Source organism: Hymenobacter sp. BRD67, assembly GCF_013256425.1.
In the GTDB taxonomy this organism is placed as follows: domain Bacteria; phylum Bacteroidota; class Bacteroidia; order Cytophagales; family Hymenobacteraceae; genus Hymenobacter.
Genome location: NZ_CP053904.1, coordinates 2,907,371 through 2,933,614 on the forward strand (window position 1 = coordinate 2,907,371; position 26,244 = coordinate 2,933,614).

24 protein-coding genes and 1 pseudogene are annotated in these 26,244 nt (G+C 60.5%); 14 read left to right on the plus strand and 11 right to left on the minus strand.

Annotated elements, in window-relative coordinates; translation table 11 throughout:
- The first annotated feature begins 310 nt into the window (after positions 1 to 310).
- The 13 genes and pseudogenes from GKZ67_RS13495 to GKZ67_RS13535 all read left to right on the plus strand — a co-directional run bounded on the left by GKZ67_RS13495 (position 311) and on the right by GKZ67_RS13535 (position 11,818).
- Positions 311 to 709, plus strand: a complete 399-nt coding sequence (locus GKZ67_RS13495; RefSeq protein WP_173243140.1) for a T9SS type A sorting domain-containing protein — start codon at positions 311 to 313, stop codon at positions 707 to 709.
- Positions 710 to 967: 258 nt separating this feature from the next.
- Positions 968 to 1,777, plus strand: coding sequence for a DUF2723 domain-containing protein (locus GKZ67_RS23635; RefSeq protein WP_254244814.1), 810 nt, complete (start codon positions 968 to 970; stop codon positions 1,775 to 1,777).
- A gap of 86 nt (positions 1,778 to 1,863) precedes the next feature.
- Positions 1,864 to 3,960, plus strand: a complete 2,097-nt coding sequence (locus GKZ67_RS13500; protein ID WP_254244815.1) for a hypothetical protein — start codon at positions 1,864 to 1,866, stop codon at positions 3,958 to 3,960.
- Positions 3,961 to 4,210: 250 nt separating this feature from the next.
- Positions 4,211 to 4,384: a deoxyribodipyrimidine photo-lyase gene (locus GKZ67_RS23640; protein WP_254244816.1), complete on the plus strand. Its 174-nt coding sequence runs from the start codon at positions 4,211 to 4,213 to the stop codon at positions 4,382 to 4,384.
- A 67-nt stretch (positions 4,385 to 4,451) separates the two neighbouring features.
- On the plus strand, positions 4,452 to 5,411 hold the full coding sequence (locus GKZ67_RS13505) for a cryptochrome/photolyase family protein (RefSeq protein WP_254244817.1): 960 nt from the start codon (positions 4,452 to 4,454) through the stop codon (positions 5,409 to 5,411).
- Positions 5,412 to 5,823: 412 nt separating this feature from the next.
- Positions 5,824 to 6,162, plus strand: a complete 339-nt coding sequence (locus tag GKZ67_RS13510) for an STAS domain-containing protein (protein WP_173243142.1) — start codon at positions 5,824 to 5,826, stop codon at positions 6,160 to 6,162.
- Between the two features lie 257 nt (positions 6,163 to 6,419).
- A complete protein-coding gene (locus GKZ67_RS13515; protein ID WP_173243144.1) occupies positions 6,420 to 6,821 on the plus strand; it encodes a KGG domain-containing protein in 402 nt (133 codons plus the stop codon).
- A 313-nt stretch (positions 6,822 to 7,134) separates the two neighbouring features.
- Entirely contained in the window at positions 7,135 to 8,280 is a 1,146-nt protein-coding gene (locus tag GKZ67_RS13520; protein WP_173243147.1) for a PAS domain-containing protein, read from the plus strand.
- A gap of 5 nt (positions 8,281 to 8,285) precedes the next feature.
- On the plus strand, positions 8,286 to 8,645 hold the full coding sequence (locus tag GKZ67_RS23645) for a GAF domain-containing protein (protein ID WP_254245251.1): 360 nt from the start codon (positions 8,286 to 8,288) through the stop codon (positions 8,643 to 8,645).
- A gap of 95 nt (positions 8,646 to 8,740) precedes the next feature.
- Positions 8,741 to 10,096: pseudogene (locus GKZ67_RS13525) on the plus strand (PAS domain-containing protein); the annotation flags it as partial.
- Positions 10,097 to 10,296: 200 nt separating this feature from the next.
- Complete coding sequence (locus tag GKZ67_RS25225; RefSeq protein ID WP_410505020.1) at positions 10,297 to 10,572, plus strand: sensor histidine kinase; 276 nt, start codon at positions 10,297 to 10,299, stop codon at positions 10,570 to 10,572.
- Positions 10,573 to 10,714: 142 nt separating this feature from the next.
- Positions 10,715 to 11,209, plus strand: a complete 495-nt coding sequence (locus tag GKZ67_RS13530) for a LuxR C-terminal-related transcriptional regulator (protein ID WP_254244818.1) — start codon at positions 10,715 to 10,717, stop codon at positions 11,207 to 11,209.
- A 351-nt stretch (positions 11,210 to 11,560) separates the two neighbouring features.
- On the plus strand, positions 11,561 to 11,818 hold the full coding sequence (locus GKZ67_RS13535) for a hypothetical protein (protein WP_173243153.1): 258 nt from the start codon (positions 11,561 to 11,563) through the stop codon (positions 11,816 to 11,818).
- Positions 11,819 to 11,878: 60 nt separating this feature from the next.
- Here GKZ67_RS13535 and GKZ67_RS13540 read toward each other — a convergent pair whose 3' ends face one another.
- The 5 genes from GKZ67_RS13540 to GKZ67_RS13560 form a co-directional block, all read right to left on the minus strand.
- The gene (locus GKZ67_RS13540; RefSeq protein WP_173243156.1) at positions 11,879 to 12,736 is read right to left on the minus strand and encodes a cyanophycinase; all 858 of its coding nucleotides are present in this window, start codon (positions 12,734 to 12,736) and stop codon (positions 11,879 to 11,881) included.
- Positions 12,737 to 12,809: 73 nt separating this feature from the next.
- A complete protein-coding gene (locus GKZ67_RS13545) occupies positions 12,810 to 13,727 on the minus strand; it encodes an isoaspartyl peptidase/L-asparaginase family protein (protein ID WP_173243158.1) in 918 nt (305 codons plus the stop codon).
- The gene (locus GKZ67_RS13550) at positions 13,724 to 14,143 is read right to left on the minus strand and encodes a hypothetical protein (RefSeq protein ID WP_173243161.1); all 420 of its coding nucleotides are present in this window, start codon (positions 14,141 to 14,143) and stop codon (positions 13,724 to 13,726) included. Before GKZ67_RS13550 ends, GKZ67_RS13545 begins: the two co-directional genes overlap by 4 nt.
- Positions 14,144 to 14,251: 108 nt before the next feature.
- Positions 14,252 to 15,178, minus strand: a complete 927-nt coding sequence (locus tag GKZ67_RS13555; RefSeq protein ID WP_173243164.1) for an RES domain-containing protein — start codon at positions 15,176 to 15,178, stop codon at positions 14,252 to 14,254.
- Positions 15,179 to 15,360: 182 nt separating this feature from the next.
- Entirely contained in the window at positions 15,361 to 15,855 is a 495-nt protein-coding gene (locus GKZ67_RS13560) for a ferritin-like domain-containing protein (protein ID WP_173243167.1), read from the minus strand.
- 297 nt (positions 15,856 to 16,152) lie between these two features.
- On the opposite strand from GKZ67_RS13560, the gene GKZ67_RS13565 reads away from it, so the two are divergent.
- Positions 16,153 to 17,124: an IS110 family transposase gene (locus GKZ67_RS13565; protein ID WP_173243171.1), complete on the plus strand. Its 972-nt coding sequence runs from the start codon at positions 16,153 to 16,155 to the stop codon at positions 17,122 to 17,124.
- Positions 17,125 to 17,436: 312 nt separating this feature from the next.
- Here GKZ67_RS13565 and GKZ67_RS13570 read toward each other — a convergent pair whose 3' ends face one another.
- From GKZ67_RS13570 to GKZ67_RS13595, 6 genes are all read right to left on the minus strand, one after another.
- A complete protein-coding gene (locus GKZ67_RS13570; protein ID WP_173243174.1) occupies positions 17,437 to 18,627 on the minus strand; it encodes a PAS domain-containing sensor histidine kinase in 1,191 nt (396 codons plus the stop codon).
- A gap of 383 nt (positions 18,628 to 19,010) precedes the next feature.
- On the minus strand, positions 19,011 to 19,784 hold the full coding sequence (locus GKZ67_RS13575; protein ID WP_173243177.1) for a molybdopterin-dependent oxidoreductase: 774 nt from the start codon (positions 19,782 to 19,784) through the stop codon (positions 19,011 to 19,013).
- Positions 19,785 to 19,917: 133 nt separating this feature from the next.
- Entirely contained in the window at positions 19,918 to 20,637 is a 720-nt protein-coding gene (locus tag GKZ67_RS13580) for an SGNH/GDSL hydrolase family protein (protein WP_217278595.1), read from the minus strand.
- Between the two features lie 19 nt (positions 20,638 to 20,656).
- Complete coding sequence (locus GKZ67_RS13585) at positions 20,657 to 22,276, minus strand: 3-(methylthio)propionyl-CoA ligase (RefSeq protein WP_173243180.1); 1,620 nt, start codon at positions 22,274 to 22,276, stop codon at positions 20,657 to 20,659.
- 85 nt (positions 22,277 to 22,361) lie between these two features.
- Positions 22,362 to 25,403: a glycoside hydrolase family 3 N-terminal domain-containing protein gene (locus GKZ67_RS13590; RefSeq protein ID WP_173243183.1), complete on the minus strand. Its 3,042-nt coding sequence runs from the start codon at positions 25,401 to 25,403 to the stop codon at positions 22,362 to 22,364.
- Positions 25,404 to 25,499: 96 nt separating this feature from the next.
- Positions 25,500 to 26,231 carry a diphthine--ammonia ligase gene (locus GKZ67_RS13595; RefSeq protein WP_254244819.1) on the minus strand — a complete coding sequence of 244 codons (732 nt, stop codon included), beginning with the start codon at positions 26,229 to 26,231 and terminating at the stop codon, positions 25,500 to 25,502.
- Positions 26,232 to 26,244: the final 13 nt, after the last annotated feature.

Sequence of the window (26,244 nt, forward strand, 5' to 3'; positions counted from 1 at the left end):
CACTCCTATAATGGCGCCGGCACCGTACGCGTACGGTAAAGCCGCACTATTTTCACCTTGTTGTTGAGCAACTTGCGTTCTACTGACTGGTGCTGAGCCAACCAAAGCTACCTAAACTGCATCCTTAACAAGGGAGACTGAATTTTTGGGTCTCCCGCACCTGTTTCAGCTACAAAACTGCCGCTTTGGCAGACTTTTGCCGTATCTTGGAAACTTCCAATCCGGCACGGAGCTTGTATTCACAAGTACCTCACCCACGCGGCTCTTACTTGCCTGACAATTAAGCTCTGTGTCCTATTCTGCTTCACTCATGCGCTTTGCTACTCCTGTTGTTTCTCTGCTTTTAGCGGTACTGGCTTTGCTGCCAGCCGCGGCCGGAGCTACCGTTTACGGGTCGCGCACAGCGGCGGGCGCGGTTCAGGTGGTGCAGGGTGCTGCGCCCTTCCAGTCGGCGGCACCGTCGTTGAGCTTTTTCCCGAACCCCGCCCGCGGGCAGCTAACGGTGCAGCTGTCGGCTCAGCACGGGCCCGAGTACAAGCTGCGCCTCAGCAACGTACTGGGCCGTGAGGTGCGCCTGCTGCCGCTGCCGCTCGCTACAGCTTCGATTGGCCTGCCGCTCGATGTGGCCGGCCTGCCGGCAGGTTTGTATTTTTGCTCGCTGCTCGTAAATGACAAAGCTGTGAGCACCAATCGGCTAACCCTGCTGTAAGGGCCGCAAAATTTTTGCAGCAGAAAATAACTAAGGGGTGGGAGAGCGTATGCACCGGCTGGTGAGACACGCTCTCCCACCCCTTGTTATTTTCTGCTGCAAAAATTTTAATTCCCCCTGGCACAAGCAACCCCTAACTCGTTAATGCCTACTTTTGGGGACTTGTTGCCAATTGGCAACGGATTAGCTATACCGGAATTTTCCTCTGGACCGGAAACTGTTGCTTCTGGCGGCGGCGACCGGCCATTTTTGCCCCGTATGAGTTCATTTAACCGGTTAAACAACCTGGTCGGCTGGGTGGTATTTGCCATCGCCGCCGTCGTCTTTCTGCTCACGCTGGAGCCCACTGCCCCTTTCTGGGACTGCGGCGAGTTTACGGCCTGCGCCTACAAGTTACTGGTGCCTCACCCGCCGGGTGCCCCCACTTTCCTCATTCTGGGCCGGCTGATATCCTTGTTCAGCTTCGGCGACCCCACCAGGGTGCCGGTGCTGGTAAATGCCCTGTCGGCGCTGAGCAGCGCCTTTACGGTGCTGTTTCTGTTCTGGATAATCACCCGCATGGGCCGCAAGCTGCTGGTAGCCCGCAGCGAGTTCGAAACCGAAACGCCCGAGCCTACCAGCTACCAGACCCTGCTCATTCTGGGCGCGGGCATTGTGGGAGCCCTCTCGTTTGCCTTTTCCGATTCGTTCTGGTTCAACGCCGAGGAAAGCGAGGTGTATGCTATGTCGAGCCTTTGCACCGCCGCCGTGGTCTGGATAATGATGAAGTGGGAAGAGCACGCCCGCGACGCCGACTCGGATAAGTGGCTCATTCTCATTGCCTACGTTATCGGTCTCAGCATTGGTGTCCACTTGCTCAACCTGCTGGCCCTGCCGGCACTGGCCTTCATCTATTATTACCGCCGCTCGAAAAACCCCAATCTAGTAGGCGGCCTCGTTACGCTGGCCGTCAGCCTGGTTATCGTAGGCTCGGTGCTGGTGGGCATTATTCCGGGCCTGCCCACGCTGGCCGGGGCTTCGAGGTATTCTTTGTCAATACCATCGGCCTGCCCTTCGATTCGGGTCTAATTATTTTCCTGCTGCTGTTTGTAGGCCTGATTTGGTTTGGGTTCCGTCTCTCCTACCAGCGGCGCAGCCAGTTGCTGAACACGGCCATGCTGTGCTTCGTGTTCATCCTCATCGGGTACTCGACTTACCTCATTGTGCCCATCCGCTCGTCGTTTCACCCCACCATCAACGAAAATGACCCCGAGGATGTGCTGAGCTTCGTGAGCTACCTCAAGCGCGAGCAGTACGGCTCGCGCCCCCTGCTCTACGGCCCGCAGTTCAATGCCCAGCCCGACCACTACGAGGAAGGCGCCCCGCGCTACAAGCGGGAGAACGGCAAGTACGTCGAGATTCTGCCCCGCGCCCAGGAGCCCGGCTACGCCGATGCCGACAAGATGCTGCTGCCGCGCCTCTACAGCTACGACCCCGCTCATATTCAGGAGTATAAGAAATGGGTGCCCGACCTGCAGGAAGGCACCAAGCCGACCATGGGCCAGAACCTGGGCTTCCTGTTCCGGTACCAGATTGGGCACATGTTCTGGCGCTATTTCTTCTGGAACTACGTGGGCCGCGAGTCCGACATTCAGCAGGCGGGCGTGGTATGGCCCGGCAGCCCGAGCCCCAGCACCCTGCCGCCGCGCATTGGTGGCAGCTTTGCCCACAATAATTTCTTCGCCATTCCGCTCATCTTGGGCTTGATAGGCTTGTTTGTGCAGCTGCGCCGGCGCGGGCACGATGCCCTGGTTGTGGGACTGCTGTTCCTCTTTACAGGCATAGCGATTGTAGTATATTTGAACCAGCCGCCCATCGAGCCGCGCGAGCGTGACTATACCTTCTGTGGTGCCACGTTTGCCTACGCCATCTGGATTGGCCTGGGCGTCATTGGCCTGGGCCAGCTGCTGGCGGCCGCTCTCAAGGCCGATAATGCCCGCGCCGGAGTGGCTATTGTACTGGGCTTGCTTTCGCCTACCATCCTCTTAGCCCAGGGCTGGAACGACCACAACCGCACGGGCCGCTACAATTCGGTCGATTCGGCCCGCAACCTGCTCAACAGCTGCGCCCCCAATGCCATCCTGTTCACCAATGGCGACAACGACACCTTCCCGCTCTGGTATGCGCAGGAGGTCGAAGGCATTCGTACCGACGTGCGGGTGGCCGTGCTTTCGTACCTGAACACCGACTGGTACATTCAGCAGATGAAGCGCCGCGCATATCTCTCGCAGGGCCTGCCCATCTCGATGAACGACAATACCTATGCGCAGGGCAACAACGACATGCTGCCCTTCTCGCCCAACCCGGCCGTCGATAGCCTCGACCTCAAGCAGTTTATCAGCCTGGTGGGCCAGGGCAGCCCGCTGCTCAAGTATTCCGACGGCAACTACTCGACCATGACCTTCCCCACGCCCAAGTTCTTCCTGAACGTGGATACGGCGGCCGTGAAGGCGCTGGGTATCATTCCGAAAGACCGCGAGAAGCAGCTCGTAAGCCGCCTCGACTGGAGTATGGGCAAGAAGGCCATCGAAAAGAAAAACCTGGTGATTCTGGACATGATTGCCACTAACAACTGGAAGCGGCCCATCTACTTCAGCTCCACGGTAGCCCCGAGCGACTACATGAATTTGCAGCCCTACTTCCAGCTCGAAGGCATGGCCTACCGCCTGCTGCCGCTGCGCGACCCCAACTACGACCGCCGCGGCGACGAGGGCTACGTGGAGAAGTCTATCTGCTACGACGAGCTGATGCACAAGTTCCAGTACCGGGGCCTGAACAACGCCAGCGTATTCTACGACGAGAACAACCTGCGCTTCCCGGCCAACTACCGCGATAAGTTTGCCCGCCTCGCCAACTCCTACCTTGCTGCCGGCGATATGGCCAAGGCCAAGGAAGTGGCCAACAAGTGCCTGGACGTGATGCCCGACAATGCTGTACCCTTCGACTACTACACGCCGCAGCTGGTGCCGGTGCTCGTAGCAGTGGGCGAAAAAGACAAGGCCAACGCCATTCTCGACAAGCTCACCGAGCGTAGTATCAACATCCTGAGCTATTACCAGACCCACGACGGCGCGCTCTTCGACGACGCCCAGCGCGGCTACCTGCTCACTTTGCAGAGCGTGTACCAGGCGGCTGCTCAGGTGCACGATGAGGCCCGCGCCAAAAAAGCCTACGAAGTACTGGCGCCCTACCTGCAGGAGCGGAGCCAATAATCCTCCCAAGTGCGACGCGCAAAAGCTCAAAGCCCGCTGGCATCGTGCCAGCGGGGCTTTGAGCTTTTGGAGTTTAGCAACGTGCCGGAGCGGTAGTGAAGCCAGGCGACAGTAGCGCAAACTTTACGCGTAGAAGCTGCTTAGGATGTCGAGTTCGGCGGTATCGCTGGCAGCCCGCTTCGGCCCCGACTTCCTAAACCGCTTCGTAGTCAGCCGAAATCAGGCTGGTGGGTATTACGTAAGGAGAAACATGAAAATCACTATCTTCTGGCATCGGCGCGACTTACGCTTCGACGACAACGCGGGGCTGGCAGCGGCGCTGCAACGCGATGAGCCGGTGCTGCCCTCTTTATCTATGACAGCACCATTCTGGAGAAGCTACCCCGGAACGACGCCCGCCTCACCTTCATCTTCGACCAGGTAGAGCGCCTGGCCCACGAGGCCCATGAGGCCGGGGCGAGCTGCTGGTTCGGCACGGCGCGGTACTGGAAGTGTTCGGGCAGCTACTGCACGACTACGACCTGGCCGCCGTTTACACCAATGAAGACTACGAGCCCTATGCCACGGAGCGCGATAATGCGGTGGCCCGGCTGCTCGAAAAGCACGGCGTGGCTTTTCAGCAGTTCAAAGACCAGGTGATTTTTGCCAAGGAAGAAGTACTAACCAAGAATGGCAAGCCACATAAAGTATTTGGGGCCTATTCTAAAACCTGGCAGGCTCAGCTCAAGCCCGAGCACGATTTCAAGCCTCACCCCTCGGCGGGGCTTTTTAAAAAAGAAAACCTGGCCCGCCCCAGGCGCGACGCCGGCCGCCCTACCCTCCGGAACCTGGGCTTTGAGCGGCACGAGCAGTACACCGTGCCCGCCAGCCTGCCCCCTGCCGAAGTGGTGCGGCACTACGACAAAACCCGCGACACGCCGGCCCTCGACCACGGTACTACCCGGCTATCGGTGCATCTGCGCTTCGGTACGGTCAGCGTCCGGGCGCTCATGCAGGAAGCCAACCACCTGAACAAGAAGCTACTGAACGAGCTAATCTGGCGCGACTTCTTCATGATGCTGCTCTGGCACTTCCCCCACACCGCCACGCAGGCCTACGACCCCAAAATGCGGCACCTCCCCTATCGGCACGCCCCGGTCGAGTACCAGGCCTGGTGCGAGGGCCGCACCGGTGTGCCCCTGGTCGATGCCGGTATGCGCCAGCTTAATCAGACGGGCTACCTCCACAACCGGGCCCGCATTGTGGCGGCGGGCTTCCTGGTTAAGCACCTTTTTATGGACTGGCGCCTGGGAGAGCACTACTTCTCGGAAAAGCTGCTCGACTACGACATGAGCAACAACGTGGGCAACTGGCAGTGGATGGCCGGCACCGGCGCCATAGCCGCGCCGTGGTTTCGGGTATATAGCCCGAGAGCCAGCAGAAGCAGTATGACCCCGACTTTGCCTACATAAAAAAATGGGTGCCCGAATACGGCACCGATAATTACCCCGCCCCATCGTGGACTTGAAAGAAGGCCGTAGCCGGGCCCTTGATGCCATCCGCAAGGGCCGCACCTGACCTGGCCTACTTACCCGGTAACCGAGGTGTTTAGCAGACAAAAATGCCGTCTTGTTTCAACAGAGAGCAGCCAGCCGAGCAAACGCGCCGACCCGGCCAGAAAATGAGACTGCGCGACCAGGCAAAGCGGCCCCCGGCCGGCTGTTTTTGCTAGGTGGGCGCAACGGCTAAGCAGCCAAGCCGGCAGTGACGGCAACTGGTGGAAACTCCGTATTTGTGCCTGACAATCTACAGGAAAATGCGGACAATAAAGTAGTTATCGGCGCGGAGCTTTGTATATCCCCTTCTCCTAAACCCATCGCCGCTATGATTATTTTCCACGAGCTGTTTCCAGCGAGCTACCTGCTGGCGCTGGCCCCTGCCCCTACCACCACGGGTGAAGCGGAGCTGGCAGCGCACCTGGCCCGTGCCTGCCGCAGCGGCAAACCAGCCGTCTGGGTCGATTGCCGCCTGCTCGACAGCTTATCGGTGACGGCGGCCTGGCTGCTGTGGTCGTGCCAGCAGCGCCTGCACCGGCGCAAGGCACGCCTGATACTCTGCCAGGTGCCTACTGCCGTAGAGCGCACCTTGCAGCACACCCTGGCCGGCACGGGTACCCATCTGCTTATCGTGCCTACTCTCGATGACGCGGCCGCGCTGCTATAGGCACAAAAAACCGCGGCGGCCAGCATATACGCAGGTACTCCCAACGGGCTACGTAGTCGGCACGCAAGCTTACGTATTTTCCTCTGCCCGGCTAAAAAAACCACATTGCAGCATCCGTTGAAACTACTAAATTTCTTAAAATCAACGCATTATACTCAACAAGCAATGACCACGAGCACTGGTTTAGCCGTTGAAGTGGGCAGCAGTGGCCGTTGACGCGACCACCTTTTCTCACCCAACTCTTACTTCTTTAAGTCATGGCTAACAATCAAGAAAACCAGCGTGGTGGCTCTTCGGAGCAGCATGCCCAGGCCGGCCGCAAAGGCGGCGAAGCCAAAGCTCAGAACAACCAGGGCGGCAACCAAAACCAAGGTAATGGAGAGCGCGGCTTCGCCGCTATGGACGAAGAAGAGCAGCGTCGTATTGCCAGTGAGGGTGGCAAAGCAGCCCACGCCAGCGGCCACGCTCACGAATGGAATTCGGAAGAAGCCCGCGAAGCCGGTCGTAAAGGCGGCGAAGCCAGCCACGGCGGCGGTAACCAGGGTGGCAACCAGGGCGGTGGTGGCCAGCGCGGCGGCTCCTCGGAGCAGCATGCCGAAGCCGGCCGCAAAGGTGGCGAAGCGAAAGCCCGCAACAACGAAGGCGGCAATAACCGCTAGCCTGCACCCGCAGCCAGCAGTCGGCCGGAGCGATGACACCTTCCGGCGCTAGCTAGCTGTGCTTCAGGGGCCCCACCAGCAATAGTCCATTCCGGGCCGCTGCTAGTGGGGCCTTTTGCCAGCCCAATACCTTATTGTTCAACTATTAAGCAACAACGACTCTCCCATTCCAGAATTCTGGCACCAGCCATACCTTTACGGACTTACCTACCTGCTCAACTCGCATGGAATCCACGCCCAACGCGTTGCTACCTCCGCCTTTGCCAGGAAACTCACTCGCGGCCGAGGCGCTGCTTGATGCGCTGCCCTGGGGGTGCTGGTAGTAGATGAGCAGCACATTATCAGGCAGGTAAACCAGCAGGCGGCCCGCTGGTGCGGTACCCAGCCAGCGGCGCTGCTGGGCCAGCCGCTAAGCGAGGCCAGCTTACCACCCGCCGTGAGCGCAACCCTGCTGCAGCTGCTGGAGCCAGACGAAGCACCACCCCGCGAGGTATTTTTACCGGAGAAGGAACAGTGGATTACCCTTTCGGCCGCCCGCCAGCCCGGCGGCTGGGCACTGTATTGGCAGGATATTACTCCCCAAAAGCAGCGTGAGCAGCAATACCAGGCCCTGGCCGACAACATGCCCGATGTACTTACGCGCTGGACGCCCGACCTGCGCCTGCGCTACGCCAATGCTGGCTTTGCCAGTAAGGCCGGGCAGCCAGTAAGCACCTTGCTAGGCCGCACGTTTAACGAAATGGACGCCCCGGCCGACATCGCGGGCCCCTACATGGCAGCCCTACAGCGCGTATTTGACACCGGCCAGCCGCAGGAGCACTATAATTCGTATTCCGGGCCGCAGGGCACGGCTTATTTCTACTCGCGCCTGGTACCCGAGCTGCGCGACGGCAAAATTGAAACCGTGCTCGGCATTGCCCGCGACATCACGGAGCTCAAAAATACCCAGGCCGAAGCGCTGCGCCTGCGCGATAGCCTGATGCAACACGCCACCGACAAGTACCACGCCCTGTTCTACACGATGGACCAGGGCTTTTGCTTGCTGGAAGTACTGTTTGAGGAAACGGGGCAGCACGCCGTTGACTACCGCTACCTGGAGTCGAACCCGGTATTTGCGCAGCAGTCAGGCATGCCGGCTGACGTGCAGGGCAAAACTATACGGGAGCTGATACCTGATCTGGAACCGTTCTGGTTCGACACTTTTGGGCAGGTAGCCCGCACTGGCTCAACGGTGCGCGTAGAGCGCAGCGTGCCGCAGCTAGGCCGCTGGTTCGACATGCACGCCTTTCGGGTGGGTGCCCCGAAGCCCGGCAGGTGGCGGTGCTCTTCAACGACATCACCGGGCGCAAGGAGCGCGAGCAGCAGGTACGCCACGCCTTCGAAGCCAACACGTTCCGGCTGCGGCTGGCCGATGCCCTGGGCCCGCTGGCCGACCCCAGGGCCATTCAGCAAACCGTAACGCGCCTGGCCCGGCAGCACTTCGCGGCCGACCGCTGCTTTTACTGCGAAGTTGAAGGCAGCCGGGTCGTTATTCGGCGCGACGCGGCTAGCGACGGGCTGCCTTCGGTGGCCGGCACTTACTTATTAACCAATTTTGCCCCGATGCAGGCAGCTATCGAAGCCGGGCAGCCGTTTAGCGTGCGCGACGTGCGCCAGGACGAGTCGGTGGATGAAAGCCTGCGCCGGCTCTGCGTGCAGCTGCAAATTATCTCTTACCTCAATGTGCCCGTCATCAAAAACGGGCAGCCCGTGGGGGTGCTGTGCCTGGTGCAAAGTACGCCCACGAATGGGCTGCGCTCGATGTGGCCCTGGCCACCGAAGTAGCCGAGCGCACCTGGGCCGCGGTGGAGCAGGGCCGCGCCCAAGAAGCCCTGCGCCTGAGTGAGGCACGCCTGTCGCTGGCCCTGCAGGCTGGCCGCATGGGCAGCTTCGAGTGGACCTCTGAGAGCAACCGCATCAGCTTGTCGGCCATGTCGGAAGAAGTGTTGGGCTTGCGGCCCGACACACCCATCGCCACCAGTGAGGCTTTTTTTGAGCTGGTGCATCCCGAAGACCGGGACCGCCACCAGGCTGTGTTTAACCAGGCGGGCCGCACAGGCGAGGACTTTCACAGCATTTTCCGCATTGTGCGCCCGCACGACGGGGAAGTACGCTGGATAGAGGAGCGCGGGCAGGGCAACCCCGAGCCCAGCCTGGGCGGTATTTGCCTGCGGGGCGTGCACTGGGATGTGACCGAGGCCATACTGACTCAGCAGCAGCTGGCTGGGTTCAACAAGGAGCTGGAGCAGCACGTGGCCCGTCGTACCCACGAGCTACAAGCCAGCCACGACCTGCTCCAGTCGGTTTTCGATACTAACCTGATTGCCATGTCGGTGCAGGAAGCGGTGCGCGACGACAACGGGGCCGTGCTGGACTTTCGCCTGCGGCTGGTGAGCCGGGAGCTGGCGCGCGCAACCGGCCGCACCGACCTGGTAGGCAAGCTCTACGCGCAGGAATATCCGGGTATTCGCGAAGTCGGTATCTTCGACCTGGCCATGCGAACCCTGGAAACGGGCGAGCCCCAGGGTATGGAATATTACTATCCTTATGAAGGCTTTGACAAGTGGTTTGCCTGCCAGTTTGTGAAGCTGGGCGACGGCGTGGTAGCCACCAACCTCGACATTACCGAGCGTAAAACGGCCGAGCAGGAGCGCATGAAAAACCTGCGCCTGCTGGAGCAGGCCGAGGCCGTAGCGGGCCTGGGCAGCTGGGATTACGAGCTGGCCACGAGCACCATGCGCTGGTCCGATGGCATGTACCAGCTCTTTGGCTGGCCCCTGGGCCAGGCCGTAGCGCCCGCTTCTTACCTGGAAGTGGTGCTGGCCGAAGACCAGGCCCGGGCCCGGCAGCTGGTGCACCGCCTGGCCTCCGGCACGGGCGACTTCGAAGAAATCCTGCGCCTGCAAGTAGGAGGGACCGTTAAAACGGTGCGCATGAAAGCCGTCGTATTTTACGACGAGCAGGGCCTTGCCGTGCGCGTGCTGGGCGTAGACCTGGACATCAGCGAGTTGCAGCGCCTGGAGCTGGATAACCTGCACCTGCGTCTGCGGCAGCAGCGGGCCTTGTTTGAGGCCGTGCAGGCCGCCCAGGAGGCTGAGCGCAAGCGCATGGCCGAGAGCCTGCACAACGGCGTTGGCCAGATTCTGTACGCCACCAAGCTGCACCTCGACCGGCTCTACGCCCCGCTGCTGGGCACCGACCCCACCCTGGTAGCGGCTCACCGCGAGGCCGACCGGCTATTGGGCGAGGCAATTCGCCAAACCCGCGCCCTCTCGCACGAGCTGGTGCCTATGGTGCTGGAAGAGTTTGGCCTGGCCGCCGCCCTGCACGACATCAGCACTAAGCTGAGCACGCCCCAGCTGCGCCTGCACTTCCTGGTCGAGCTCGATGACACCCCTCCCCGCTCGCCCCATCGCTGCAAATGGCTATTTACCGCATGGCCCAGGAGCTGGCCCAAAACATCATCAGGCACGCCCACGGGGCCACCGAGGCCAGCCTGGAGCTGGAAACCATGCCCGGCTGGGTGCTCTTGCGGGCCGAAGACAACGGCCCTGGCTTCGCGCCGGCGCCGGCCGTGCACCACGGCCTGGGCCTACGCAGCATTCGTGACCAGGTGATTCTGCTCGGGGGACAAGTAGAAACCGGCTCCGTCACCACTGGCGGAGCCTACGTACGCATTCGTATTCCCTTCCCCATTCCTGAACCGCTATGATACGCCTCTTTCTCGTTGATGACCACACCGTGCTGCGCCACGGCCTGCGCGCACTCTTTCAGCAAGCCGGCGAGCTGGAGATTGTGGGCGAGGCCGAAGACGGCGAGCAGCTGCTTGCCCAGCTGCCCACTACCCCTGCGATGTGGTGCTGCTCGACCTGCATATGCCCGTGCTCGACGGCCTGGCCACCACCCATCGCCTGCGTGCCGAATTCCCCGACGTGCGGATACTGGTACTGTCGATGGTTGACAATGAGCGCGCTATCGGGCAGGTGCTGGCGGCCGGGGCCCACGGCTACGTGCTAAAAAACGCCGGCCACGATGAAATAACCGGGGCCGTGCGCGCCGTGGCCGCCGGCCGCCGCTTTCTATGCTCGGAGCTGGGCTTGTCGATGCTGGAAAAATTGCTGGTCGGAATTCCTGAGCCCGCCGCCAGGCCTACGGGTGGCCTCACGGCCCGCGAGCAGGAGATTCTGCAGCTGGTGGCCGACGGCATGACTACCGCCCAAATAGCAGAGAAGCTATATACAAGCCCGCGTACGGTGGAAACGCACCGCCAGAATATCATGGAAAAAACCGGGGCCAAGAATACTGCCACGCTAATAAAAATCGCTGCCAACCAGGGTTTGCTGAAATAAGGCTGGCGGGGAGCCTATGCCTTATTTCAGCAAGTATCGCGCTCGTGGCAACCTCTCCTGTTGGCCCAAAACGGGTATAAGTACGGAGCTTACCGATTTATACGGAACAAAAAACCCGTATAAAACTACCAGCTGGTGCTTGATAGTCAGCCGTAAAACCGGGCAGACGCCTGTTTTTATCCGCTTGCTGATAGCAGCAAAACTTGCCGCGCAGCTAGCCACCGGCCTTGGTATTCCTGGCCCTGGAAGGTGCTTCGACAAGCGGACACCACTTAAACAGAAGAGTCAATCCTGAATTTTCAGGCTTCCTGCACGGCTTCTGTACCTACCCACTCCAAAGCTATTTTCACTATGCCTCTGCATCCTGAATTAGACAAAAAGCTAAGCAAAATCTACGAGCCCAAAACCACCATCGACGACGTGTTTAAAGGCTACGATATCACCTTCGTTACCAATGAGCACGGTGAGCCGGTACTGTTGTTTTTTGGCAAGCGCCGCCCCGATGGCCTCATTGCCGGTGAGCGTTACACGCGCACCATCAAACGCCAGCCGGGCAGCCTGGAAGTTAAATCGAGCCATTGGGATAACCAGGGCAAGATACTGCGCTAGTAGCCGGCTAAGCCCGGCGCAGCAGGCACCACGCCGGGCTTACGGCCAGCCAACCAGGCACTACTCCGGCTTTTCCAGCGGCGGCTTGCTGGACGCAAAGCCGGGTAGGGTAAAGCGCTGCCCCTTGGCCAGCAGGTGCAGGCGCAGGTCGCGGATGGAAAAGACCTCGCCGGGCTGCACCTGGTATATAGTATTTTCCCTACATTCGTGGCCATCGAGCAGCACCACAATGCCATTGCCGATAACTTCCAGCTCGTTGCCTTTGCTGACGAGCACGGCCGTATCCTCTTCCAGGCCCAGGCCGATGCAGCCGGGATTGGTGGCAATAATCTGCGCCATGCGTACGATACGGCCCCGGGCAATAAAGTGGGTGTCGATAGCCACGTCGCGCAGCAGCTGCAGGCCGGTAGTAATGTGGATTTCGTCTTTTACAAAGCCGGAATCGTTGCGGCCCTGGTAAATCATGGGCGTGCTCATGGCGGTGGCCCCGGCGCTGGTGCCCGCTATCACGAGCGGCTCGCGCAGGTAGCGCTCGGTGAGGCGCTTAAGCAGCAGTGTGCCGCCGATTAAAGCCGTGAGCCGCAGCTGGTCGCCCCCCGTAAACATGACGCCATCGGCCCGGTCCAGCATGTCGAGCGCCTCCACGCTATTGGCCTGCTCGCGGCTTTGCACGTTGAGCACTTCGACGTGCTTGACCCCGAAGCCCGTAAACACCTCCACATAGTCCTGCGCCGACTCTTCGGGTATCTCCGAAGCGGTGGGGATGACGACGACGGTATTTTTCTGGTGCAGTTCGTCAACAAAGCGCTCCAAAATAGATTCGGAGGATTGTTCGCGGTCGGGGCCGTCTTTCCCGCGTTGCTCATGGCCACCGATAACGAGCAGCTTGCCTTTGGGAGTAGGAAACATAGTAGCCATGACAAAAAACAGAATTTAAAAAGGTCGCTGGAGCGTAAAATTTAGAGAAGGCCAGCGGGCCGTACCCGCGCCGCTACTCATCCTTCCACATGGCTACTACTGGCTCGCCATCGCCCACGCGGTAGGCACGGCGCATCAGGTTGGAGTTAAATTCTAAGGCAATATTACCTTGCTTGTCGATGGCAATCAGGCCTTTGTCGCCCTTCAGCTCATCGTCGCGCAGGCTAATGGCGGCCCGGCAGGCTTCGGCCAGCGGCAGGCCTTTGTACTTAACCAAGGCATAAACTTCGTGGGCCAGCGCGCCGCGCATAATCACCTCGCCGTCGCCGGTGCACGATACCGCGCAGGCCTCGTTGCTGGCGAAGGTGCCGCCGCCCAGGATGGGGCTGTCGCCCACACGCCCCTTTAGCTTGCCCTCAATGCCGCCAGTGCTTGTGGCTACGGCCAGGTTGCCGGCCTGGTCGAGCGCTACGGCGCCCACAGTATCGTGCCCGGCCCGGGTCCCCTCCTGCTGCACGATTTCCAGCCACTGCCGGCGGTTTTTTTCGGTCATAAAATAGCTAGGACCCTTCACCGGCAGGTCTTTTTCGAGGGCCAGCTCTAGGGCACCGAGCCCAGACACACACACATGCGGACTGTGTTCCATCACGGCGCGGGCCAGGCTAATGGGATTTTGCACGTAGGGTACGGCGCTTACGGCGCCGGCCTTCAGGGTGCGGCCATCCATAATGGCGGCATCCATATTGGCCTCGCCCTGCTGGTTGAGGGCGCTGCCACGCCCGGCGTTGAAGTGCGGGTTATCTTCGAAGCAGCGCACCACGGCCTCAACAGCGTCGAGGGCAGAGCCGCCGCAGTGCAGGATTTCCCAACCGGCTTGCAGCGCCTGGGCTAGGCCCTCGCGCTGGGCAGTTTCTTCCTCCGGGCTCAGCTCGCCGGGCTTCAGCGTAACAGCCCCGCCATGGATGACTAATGCATAGGTGCTCGTACTCATACGTGACCGATAGGGGTTAGCTGCCAAAGCTGCCCGCAGCCCGTGGGCAGGCACTGCAAGCGGTAATAGCCACGCAGAAGCTGGCCCTCAAACTTGAGGCGGAGTACGCCCTGCGCCAGCTCGGCGCGCAGCGTGGTGGCGGCACCGAGCCGGGTCGAAGCCAGCTGCATGGGGCCGGTTTCGACGCAGGCCAGCGAGTCCAGCAAGGGCGAGGCCGACAGCAGCCACAGCAGTACCGGGCGCTTGGCCAGTTGCTTCAGCGGCAACGGAATCACCCAGTGGGCAAGGTCTCCTTGGTCATCTTCGAGCGCCAGCTCGTAGTAGGCAGGCATTTCGGGCGAGTGGCGCACAGCAAATGAGTGAGCGGCCGGGGCAGCCGTCACTGGCTCGTCGGCAAAAGTGAGGGTGGGATTCATAGAAATCAGGAGAGAACAGACCTGCTTATAACGTACCGCGGGCGATGTGCAGCGATGAGAAAAAGACGTATTTTAACCGGATAAGTCCGTGTTTTACCCTCCGTGTTTCTAACCAGCGGCGGCCTCACTGCCGGCACCGGGCCGATGGGCACAGCGCCATACGCCGTTTTGCAGCCAGCAATCGGCGGCAGTGCTACCTTCGCGCAGTACCCAGTTGCCGGGGCGGCCCTGCCAGTGCAGGTAGCCATCGGGCCCGGCGCAATGGGCAATGTCGAGTGAGCGCACGTCGAGTACGTCGGTATCGGGCGACACCTGGTGTACGCGCAGGTGCTCTACGTAATCGAGTGTCAGCTTGCCCGCATCGAGGCAGTTGGGGTGCAGGGCCAGGTTATGGGCCGGCGAGGCCATAGCTGCCGACGGGTACAGCAGGCCATCAAAGGACTGGCCCAATTGGCAGGCTTCGGCCACGGCAATAGACAGGCGGTAGTGGTGGCGGTTGTCGTCGGCCACCGTCTTGGTGAAGGTGCTGGTCAGGAACGTGGCCAGGTCGCGGGTTTCGGCCGGTAATTGAGCCAGCGCCTGGCGCAGCGCCTTTTCGCGGTCCGAGTGCGGGTCGTCGGCACAGGTATCGGCGTAGCCAAAGCTCAGAATACGCAGCGGCTGGCGCGTTTGCCAGCGGCTGATAACAATGCCGTCGCCTGGCTGCACGCGGGCCTCAAAAAACGGCGGGTGCCAGGTAGCGCTGCAATAGAACATAGGCTCCCCGGCCCGGTTGGCCCGCTGGTCGTGGCGCACCGCGGCAGCCGGCGGATACGAGACGTCAGCCAGCCGCTCGGGCAGCGCCTCGCCCAGAATGCCGCGGTACAGCAGCCGGCCGGTGGCCAGCGTGAGGCAGCGTAAGGACTGGCCTTCGAGCAACTCGCGCACGCGCGCCACCAGCTCGTCGATGGAGTATCGTCGCAAATCAAGATGCTGGAGCGAGGCTATTCGGTGCTTAACCAAGGCCGTAGCGGAAGCAGAAGAGCTGGTTGACATAGTAAACGGAAGGGCCGGCACAAGCCGGATTTAACCAAAAATGCCCGCTGGCAGCGGGCATTTTTATAGTTGACAAAAAGGCTGTTCAGAAAAACTGCAAGCTCATGCTTACCCCTCAGCCGAGCTTGGCGAAGCCGGAGGCAGTTACTATTCCTAAACAGCTTCAGTGCCGTATGCGTAGACTACAAAGCTTTCTGATTGAGGTAGTTCTTGGCCATGTTGTTGAGCTTGGTGTCGGTGAGCTGCTCCTCGTCCAGGGTTTGGCGCAGCAAGCCGGCAGCCTGAGTATTACCGAGGCGTTCGGCAAAGTGGGCAGCGGTGCCGTAGCCCGAAATCTCATAGTGCTCAATGCGCTGGGCAGCAGCAATGAGGGCGGCGTCCATCACCTCATCGGTAGCGCGCTCCGACATGGTTTCCTGCCCTTCGGCAATCAGGCCGGCCATCGCCTTGCAGGTGTGGCCATCGAGGTCGAGGTCCAGGGACTGACCGATTTTTTCAAGGCGCTCAATCTGCTTTTCCGTTTCGTGCAGGTGCTTGGTAAAGCCGGCTTTCAGGCGGCTATCCCGGGCTTTTTCGGCCATCAGGGGCAAGGCCTTCACCAGCTGGTTTTCGGCGCTGTACAAGTCTTTCAGCTGCATCTCGAACAAGTCGTCGAGGGTTTCAAGTTTGTCGAACATAAGAAGGAGGATAAGGTAGAAACTGGCGGGTAGCGTCCTCCTGAGCATACGCCCACCCCAGATGGCATCCTATGTTCAGGCACGGCCTGTAACTTGGTTGAACAAGAAGGAAAGGGACGGAATAAGATTCCACTGTTATGGGGCACTAGAGCCCGTTTAACATGACAATCCCCGTCCTTTTCTAGGGCTACTTTGAACAGTTCCATGAGGCCCGAGAGCCTGTATCAGGATAGCAAAAGATTCCCTGGAAGTCCTTTTTACGCGTTTTCTTCTTCTTCACCCCACCTCGTTATGGATATGAACCACCTGCCGGTTGTCGGCATCGACGTGAGCAAGGCCACGCTGGCCGTCTGTTACCAGGTTAACGACCAGGCCCAGCACCTGGAAGTCAGCAATAGCAAAGCCGGCTTTCAGCAGCTAGTGAAGGCTTGCGGCGCTCATTGCCAGTTTGTGATGGAAGCCACGGGTACCTACAATTTGGCCTTAGCCTATTACTTGCATGAGCAGGGTGGCCAGGTAGCGGTCCTGAATCCGCTCGTCATCAAGCGCTTCATTCAGATGCACTTGAGTAAAGGCAAAAGTGACCGCAAAGATGCGCAGTGGCTGCTGCGCTATGGCCAGCAGCAGCCGCTCAAAGTTTGGCAGCCGGACGAAACAGTACTAGTTGAGTGTCGGCAACTCGAACAAGTGAACGAGCAGCTACTGAAACAAAAAGTCATGGTGGGCAACGCATTGGAAGCCCTTCAGCAACAACCAATCATTAGCAAGCTGGCGCTGAAACGCTTGCAACAGACGTTCAAGGCCCTAACCCAACAAGTAGCGGCGGTCGAGGCCGAACTGCTGGCCCTGCTAGAACAACGCTTTGCCGCCGAAATGGCGTTACTCTGCTCCATTCCCGGCATTGGGCGCAAGACAGCGGGCATGCTGCTGCTCTTTGCCGGAGGCTTTACCCGCCTGGATAACTATCGACAGCTCATTGCGATGGCCGGTTTGTCGCCCCGCGAGCACACTTCTGGCACCAGCATTCGCGGCAGGATGCGCATCACGAAAATGGGCGGCGGCTTGATTCGAGGTAAACTGTTTATGTGCAGCTTCTCAGCCAAAAAAACGAACGCAGCCTGCGCGGCCCTCTTTGACCGACTCGTGGCCAAGGGCAAGAACAAGAAATTAGCGCTGATTGCCGTGTGCAACAAGCTTTTGAAGCAAGCTTTCGCCATCATCAAATCAGGCGTGCCTTACCAAGCTGATTTTAGTAGCTCTCTCGCTTAAAGCTCGGCTGTTCAACACAGTTCATGTTAACTGCTTTCAAGGCCGGCCGCAAGGCCCCACCTTTTCCTTACGCATGTATTAAGTAGCTGTTTAAGAGTGAAAAGCATGCTCTGCAAAACCTCTATATGCAGAAAGTACGTAGTGCACAAATACGCGTTAGCACTTCCACAAATCAGCAGTTTTCGCGGGCTAAACGCGTGGGCCAGCCGAGCTACTTCCATGTACCAGCCTGCCGCCTATCCGCACTAGCCTCAGAAGCGGCTACTAAACCCGGGCGGCATTTTCTGCATCGGCGGCCTGCCAGCTGCCGGCTCAGGGTAGCTCTACAAAGAAGCAGCTGCCTACCCCTTCCTGGCTTTCTACCCAGAGCTTGCCGTGGTGCTGCTGCACTATTTGCCGGGTAATGAAGAGCCCCAGACCGGTACCGGCCTCCCCGCCCACCCCGGCGCGAGCCGAGGGACTGAACTTCTCAAATAAATCGGGCTGCAATGCCTCGGGAATGCCAATGCCGGTGTCGCTCACCGTGAGCTGCACGCGCTCGCCCGTATGCTGCACGGCTACCCGCACCTGGCCTCCGGCCGGGGTAAACTTGAGGGCGTTGCTAACCAGGTTATCAACTACCCGCCCAAAGGACTCGGCATTGAGGTTGGCTTGTACAGGCTGCTCCGGCACGTCCAGCGTCAGGGCCAGGCCTTTTTTGTGCGCCACCAGCTGATGAGGCGCCAGCCGCTGCGTCAGCCAGGGCCCCAGGTTGTGGGGGCGCTTGGCCAGGCGGGTGCCGTCAAGCGCTCCCAGCACCAGCACGTTGTGCAGCAGGTGAGTGGCGTCGGCGCAGGCCTGGCGGATAAGGGCCAGGTAGCGCGCCGTGTCTGCCGCCGGCTCGTCTGTGGGCAGCTGGTCCTGCAGCAGGTCGGCCAGCAGCTGAATGTGGCCGATGGGTGCCTTTAAGTCGTGTGCCACCAAGTGCAGAATAGTTTCCTGCGCATCGTAGAGGCGCTTGAGGCGCAGCTCCATCGCTTTGCGGTCGCTGATATCCTCCAGCTGGGTATACCCCAGCTCCTGGTCCCCATCAAAGAAGCGAAAGGAAGTAACCTGGCACCAGAACCCGGTCCCGTCGGGGCGCACCAGGCAGGTTTCGTGCGTGAAGCTCGGCAGCTTGTGCTTCCAGAGCCGCTCCTGCCAAAAGCGCCAGTCGTCGCGGTGGTCGGGATGGGCAAACTCCATAATTTGGTGGCCCACCACGTCGTGCAGGCTCACACAGCCGAGCATCTCCAGCACCGCCCGGTTGGCCTGCCGAATAATCAGGTCCGAGGTAATAATTTTCTGCCCAAACGGCGAGTTGTCGAATATCGTTTGAAACCGGGCCTGCCGAAGCTCTTCCTCACCCGAACTGGCCTGCTGCGCTACCAGCTGGCCAGCGCGCAGCTGCCGGATTTCTTCCCGCAGCGCTGCGTTTTGTTGTTCGAGAGAAAGAGGGCTCAGGGGCATAGCGATGGTCAGCACGAAACTGAGGAAGAAAGGGCAAGGTACAGTTGCCTTACCGGTTCTGGCCTGCTCCTGCCTGGCAAGTCGGCCGCTCCGTAGGCCAGCCCTCACCGCGCCCCCAACTTACCTGCCGCCCGCGATACCGCTGGCGAAACCCTGGCCCTCATTTCGCTCAGCGTTTACCGTAGCCTGCCTCCGCACTTCTGACAGGACGGTTGCTGCAAGTACTTAAAATTGAGTTGAAGAGCCGCCTTTGCTTATCTCAGCTTTAACCAACGGTATTAAAAAGCTCCCGCTGCTCCCAGACTGGCAACACTTTTTTGCCTTACCGGCCCCTGTAAGCAGCCACGTTCGGGCAAGCCGCCCAATCAATTACTTACCCAATTTAATATTTAATATATTTAAGAATGGACACAACTCCCCAGGCCTGCTGGCCGGCTCAAATCACGGCCACCGACGCGGCGGTGACCAGCTAGTCGGCCACTACCAGCGTTTGTGGGGCAGCCTGCTTGATGCGGCCCAGCAGCCAGTCGGCCTGGCGCTTGCTGCGGGGCCGCATCAAGATTGTGGCCCACCAGCAGCACCGCATCGGTAGTGTCGAGGTCGGCGTAGGAGTCGGCCTGCCCATCGGTGCCGAAAGATATTTTGAGCGCAGCTCCCGCCGTGGCAGTACACCGGCGGGTGTTGCCGTCCATGTGCGGAGTACTCAGGCTGGCCTTGCCCAGCACGCCCAGAGTGTAGTATTCCTCTATAAAGAGCTGGCCCGAGATATAAAAGGCAATCGCACTACTGGTATGCTTATTAAGCTGTTCTTTCGACTTTTCTACTAGCAGGCTCATGGCCTCGTCCCAGGTGGCGGGCTCCAGCTTTCCCTTGCGCCGGATGAGCAGCGTGGTGAGGGGGTAGGGGCTGTTATTCGCTTCCCAGCCGTGCAGGCCCTTGGGGCCCAGGCGGCCGTGGTTTACGCGGTCCACGGCCCGGCCTCGCACGCCCACAATGCGGCCGTTCTTAACGCCAATGTCGCAGCCACAGCCGTTGGAGCACAGCACGCAGGCCGACTGCACCCAGTGGTCGGGCTCCTCAGTTGTGCGCTCATCTATGCGAACCGGCCACTCCCCATTATATGGAGTACGGGCTCCCCAAATGTCCTGGATACTGTCGCGGGTTTCGGTCATTGTCGGAAAGATTGCTACCAGGGCTGCGTGATGCTCGCAGCCCATTTGCACTACTCTACGCGGGTGACCCAAAAAAAGTCGCTACAGGCGGCTACTTATAGCGATAAATTTATTTATCTAACTGAATTGCCGTTCAATGAGAAGGCGAATGGTTCTGCTTTTCCTTTAGCGTCGCTGCCACCGCTTGCTCAAGCAGCGGTTCCATGATGCGGTAGCCGGCCAGGGTTGGATGCACCTCGTCTTTGGAGAGGGCGGGCGGCAGGCCCTGCCGGCTGTCGGCCATAGACGCGTGGTAATCCAGATAGCTTACGCGCTGTTGCGCGGCATATGCTTTAATCAGTCCGTTAAGGGCCAGCACTTTGGACGCGGGCGCTAATCCTTTGCGCCATGGAAAATCGTAGGCCGGCAGTACTGAGCATAGAATAACCCGAATGCCATGGGCCTGGGCAAGCTCGGTCATCGACTTAATATTATTGAGGGTAGCTGCCGGGTCGTATGGCCCGGTATTTTCCGCTATATCATTGATACCAGCCAGAATAACTACCACTTGCGGATGAAGGCCGAGTACGTCCTGCCGGAAGCGAACGAGCATTTGGGGTGAAGTCTGCCCGCTTATACCGCGGCCGATATACTCGTTGCGGCTCCCGGCAAAAAAAGCTGAATCGGCTTTCGGCCAGCTATCCGTAATGGAGTTTCCGAGTAGTACCACGCGCGGCTTACCGGGCCTGGAAGTCCCCAGCAAGTTATTAGCCGCAGCGTAGCGTGTGAGTCCATCTCGGTCTACTACCGCCTGCGCGGCAGCCGGCAGCGCATAGCTGCACAGCACCAGCAGCATAAAAAAGAGAGTTTTCACAGTCAAGCTCCTGATTGAATTACGCCTTCAGCTCATAGCCCGCGAAGTCTTTCCGGAGTTGGGTTTTCAACAGCTTCCCCGTGGCAGTATGCGGCAGCTGTGCTACAAACTCCACAGCGTCGGGCCGCCACCAGGGGGCAATTTTGCCATCCAGAAAGGCCAGCAGCTCTTCGCCGCTGATGTCGTGGCCGGGTTTGAGCACGGCTATCAGCAGCGGGCGCTCGCTCCATTTGGGGTGCGGCACGCCAATAACGGCGGCTTCGGCAATGGCGGGGTGCGCCACGGCCAGGTTTTCGAGGTCGATGCTGGAAATCCACTCGCCGCCCGACTTTATCACGTCCTTCGAGCGGTCGGTGATATTCATGAAGCCATCGGGGTCGATGGTAGCTACGTCGCCGGTACGGAACCAGCCGCTGGCCGTAAGCTGGCCGGGGCTTGCCGCGCCGAAGTAGTCACTGGCAATGAACGGCCCGCGTACCAGCAGGTCGCCAAAGGCTACGCCATCGTGCGGCAGCGGCTGGCCTTCGCCGTCCACAATTTCCATATCGACGCCAAAAATAACGCGCCCCTGCTTGATTTTCAGGAAGAACTGTGCTTCTTCAGGTAAGTCGAGCTGCTTGCCTTTTAGGGTGCTCACGGTACCCAGCGGCGAGGTTTCACTCATGCCCCAGGCGTGGCGGATTTCAACGCCCAGTTCTTCATCAAAAGCCCGCAGCAGGGCCGGTGGGCACGAGGCCCCGCCCACTATCATCTTGCGCAGCGTGGAAAATTTGCGGTGCCCCTCGCGCATGTACGTCAGCAGCCCAAACCAGATGGTGGGCACGCCAGCCGAGAAGGTCACTTTCTCACTTTCAAACAGGTCATATAAGCTGGCGGCATCGAGCGCCGGGCCGGGCAGCACCAGCTTGCAGCCATTGAGCGCCGCCAGGTAGGGCGAGCCCCAGGCATTGACGTGAAACATGGGCACGACGGGCAAAATGACGTCGCGCGCGCCGCAGTTGAAGCAGTCGGGCAGCGAGGCCGCGTACGAGTGCAGCAGCGTGGAGCGGTGCGAGTAAAGCACGCCCTTGGGCTCGTCGGTAGTGCCGGAGGTGTAGCAGAGCGACGAGGCCGTATTCTCGTCAAAAAATGGCCACTCAAAGTCAGCGCTTTCGGCAGCCAGCAGGCTTTCATAGCTGGTCAGGCCCGGCAGCGCCGACTCGGCGGGCAGGTGCTCGTCGCCGGTCATGAGTATCCATTTCTCGACCGTGGGGCAGTGCGGCGCCAGCTTATTGACCAGCGGCAAAAATGTGAGGTCGAAGAAAAGCAGCCGGTCCTTGGCGTGGTTGATGATGTACACCAGCTGCTCGAAAAAGAGCCGGGGGTTGATGGTATGGCATACCGCCGCAATCCCCGAGATGCCATAGTACAGCTCGAAATGCCGGTGGGTATTCCAGGCCAGCGTGCCCACGCGGTCACCATTTTGGATGCCCAGGCGCGTCAGGGCATTGGCCAGCTGCCGGGCGCGCTCGTGGGCGGCGGCGTAGGTGTAGCGGTGCAAGGGACCACCTTCGGGCAGGCGCGACACGATTTCGGTATCGCCGTGCCATTTGGCGGCGTGTTCGATGAGCCCCGCGATGCGCAGGGGCATTTGCATCATGAGTCCGAGCATATTCGGGGCAGAGTGGGAAGTTGGTGGGCGGAAGATAGCAGCCGGCCGCCAACAAGCAACTCCCGGTCTTCTCCTACAGCACGGCCTGGATGGCCGCCTGCTGAATCCGGGCCGGGATATTCAGCTCCTCCAGCTTCTTGTTGTGGCGCGCGGGATGGCTGCGGTTGGTAAGCACCACCACCACCAACTCTTTTTCCGGGTCAACCCAATAATACGTGCCCGTGGAGCCCGTCTGCCCAAAGCTGCCCGCCGGAAGGTAATCGGCCAGCAGCTCTTTTTTGAGAAGCTGCTGGCCGCCGTAGCGCCCGCCCCAGGCGTAGGCCTGCACCAGCTGCGCTACATCATTGCCCGAGCCAAAAAGGCCCGCGTGGCCCGACACGCCGCCCAGCAGCGCTGCCCCTGCATCTTCTACGTAGCCGCGTAGCAGCTGGCGCCGAAACAACGAGTCGTAGGCAGTTGGCGCTATGCGGCTCGCCACCGCGTGGTGCAGCGGCTGGTAATGCAAGCCGGAGCCCAGCTGTTTATATAAGGAATTTTCTATGTATTTTTCCAGAGTCGTGCCCGTTCGCCGGCGCACCAGTTCGGGATAGAGGTAAAAAGGTAAATCTGACGCTACCTCGCTCGCCCTGGCCGTGAGCCGCGCAGCCCCGATTTGCTGCTGTATATAGGCTGGCAGCTGCCGGCTGCCCCACAGCCCACGGGCCACCGGCAGCGGAAACCGTGCCGACGAATCGGGCCGGAACCAACGCTGCGATAAGGTGCCATCGGGCTTGACCAGAGCGGGCCACAACGGCAGCGTAGCGGGCAGCCCGACGCGCTGGCTTAGCACGTCGCGCATTTTCAGGCCGGCCTTATCAGTCCTGCGCAGTCCCGGAAAAAAATGACCTAACGTACTATCGGGGCTGAACTTGCCCTGCTCCTGGAGCAGCACCAGGGCGGGCGTGGCCGCCAGGGTTTTGGTAAGCTCGGCCAGGTCGTAATAATCGCTGTTCTGCACGGCCCGGGGGCCGGCGGGCCGGGCCGGCGGCCGGCTGGCCGGGCCTTCGCCCACCCCTGGCACGGCAGGCTCGCTGCCAACACTGCTACCCAAAGCGGCAGCGTGGCGCGGGCTTGGCGGCGTAGCACCGTGGCCTTCAGCATATGTCTGATAACCATAGCTTTTTTGCAGCACTACTATCCCGCGCCGGGCTATCAGCACCTGGCCGCCCGGCGTGGCGCGGGCCGCCAGGGCCTGGGCCATAATACTATCGACCCGTGCTTCCAGGGTCTTGTCCATGTTAGCATCTTCGGGGTTGGCATAAGCCAGGCGCAGCCCGGCTTTGGTACGCAGGCCAAAGCCGGCGGGCAGGCTGTTGGTTACCGATACCGGCAGCTTGCCCCGCGCGCCAATGCCGCCAAAAATAAGCTGGGCCGCGAGCTCCTGTGCCTCGGGGCTTTCCTGGTAAGCCATCAGCACGGCGCTGGCCCGGTCAAAGTCGCGCACCCTGGCCGCCGCGTAGGCCGAGCCGAAGATGGTGATTATCAGGCGCTGGCCAGGCTTACTCAACTCGCGCAGCAGGAGGTTGGTCTCGGGGGCGATGCCAAAATTGGTGGCCGGCAGCCGGCCCAGGCCTTGCAGCGCCACCAGCACGACATCGTACGTAAAAAGCCGGGCCCGAATGTCCATCAGCTCGTCCATTGTGGGGGTAGCGGGCAGGTGGAAGTGAGCCGTGGCCGCATCGTAGCTGGCGACGACTCGCTGAAAATCAGTAGTATCGGCGGGGCTGCCGCCCAGCACGAGCGTAGCTATGCGCAGGGTATCGAGGCGCTGCAAGGGCAGCACGCTACCCTGGTTGCGCAGCAGCGTGAGGCTGTGCTCGGTGAGGCGGTGGGTGAGGTAGCGGGCATGCGGCGGGTTGAGGTCGGCAAACAGCTGCTGCTCGGCAACGGGATGGTACTTGCGCAGGCCCGCCCACTGCTTGAGGGCCAGCACGCGGCGGCAGCTTTCGTCGATGCGCGCCTGCGAGATGCGCCCGCTATCTACAGCGGCCAGCACGGCTTTCAGGGCCACGGGCACGTTCTTACTGAACTCCAGCACGTCGTTTCCGGCCTGCAGCGCCCGCACCTCCGCCTCGCCGGTGGGCGTTTTTTTGATGACGCCCTGCATATTCATCGCATCCGTAAAAATCACGCCCCGGAAGCCCATCTGCTCGCGCAGCAGGCCCGTTACAATGCGCTTGGATAAGGTGCTGGGGCCGCGCACGGTATCGAGGGCCGGCACGTCGAGGTGGGCCACCATCATGCCCCCGATACCGTTGGCAATCATGCTTCTGAAGGGTGGCAGCTCGAGCGAGTCGAGTCGGCCCCGGTCTACGCGCACGAGCGGCAGGGCCAGGTGCGAGTCGGCATCCACGTCGCCGTGGCCGGGAAAGTGCTTGGCTACGGCCAGTACGCCAGCATCCTGCATGCCTCTCATATACAGGCGACTAAGCCGGGCTACCGCGGCCGGGTTTTCGCCCCACGAGCGGAAGCCGATAACGGGGTTGTTCGGGTTGTTATTGACGTCAACCACGGGCGCAAAATTCACCTGCATACCCAGGCGCTTAAACTGGCGTGCCACCTCGCGGCCCATGTCATAGATGAGCATCGAGTCGGCCTGCGGCACCGCGCCCAGGCTCATCTGATACGGGAACTTCAGCACGCTATCCAGGCGCATGCCCGCGCCCCATTCGCCATCCATGGCCACCAGCAGCGGTACCTGGCTCTGGCTCTGGAAGCGGTTGAGCAGGCGCGTCTGCCGCACGGGGCCGCCCTGAAAATATATAAGGCCGCCAATACCGTACTGCTTTATCAGCATCGAAATCGAATCCTGGTAAATGGCGGGCTTATTGGAATACGCTGCCACCATAAACAGCTGCGCCACTCGCTGCCGGGGCGTCAGCGCACGCATCAGGCTATCGACCCAGACCGAGTGCAGGTAGCGCAAAAATGCGGGCTGCTTGCCACTGAAAGCAACTTTGGGAGAGGCGGCCGCTGCTTTTCTGGGATGAGGCCGGGCCGCCGGGCGGTGCTGGGCCAACACCGTCAGCGGGCCGGCCAGCAACAGCAAAAACAGGAGGTATTTTTTGAAAGACAAGCGAATAGCAGCAAGGAATGAAGCTGCAAAAGTCGGAATGAATTACAGGGCAAGCTCCAGCTGGCCACGCGTTGTTTTTTACCGACAAGCCAAAGCTTACCCTGCGGTTTCCGCCGGCAGCAGGTCGCAGTACCAGAAACCCGTGGCAAAGGGGTCATCGGGCCCGCGCTCCGCCGTGCCAGCTACCGGCGCGTAGGTGCGGCGCACCAGCACTCCTTTCTCAAAAAGCACCGGCGAGCTGAAATACGGGGCCTCGAATACAAAGCTGTGGTACTCGCCATTCTCCCCGCAGGGGTCTACCCCAGGCGGCAGGTCGAGCAGAAAATCGCGGTCGAGCAGCCGCCCGCAAAAGCTGGCATCGAGCCAGCGCTCGTTCACACAAACGATTATGGCTCGAAATCCCTGGTCAATAAACTCGCGCAGCAAGTCGGCCCCGGCCCGCTGCCACAGCGGAAACTCGCCCCGCAGCGGCACCCGCGCCAACTGCTGCTCGCGGTAGGCCCGCAGGTCTTCCAAAAAGATATCGCCGTAAATCGCCGCCGCCACGCCCTGCGCCCGCAAGCCGCCGAGCGTGGCCAGCAGCGCGTGGTCGTACTCTTCCATCGAGGGCATTTCGGGCAGCCGCAGCTGCGTAAGCGGCAGGCCAATGCGCCGAGCCTGGGCCTCGAGCAAGGCTACCCGCACGCCGTGCATCGAAATGCGCTCGTAGTGGGCATTAACGCTCGTGAGCAGGTGCTGCACGGTATACGCTGGATTCTGAAGCGCGTAATACAGCGCAAGCGCCGAATCCTTACCGCCGCTCCAGCTCATCAGGGCTTTTTTGGGCATGAGCAGCTGCTTT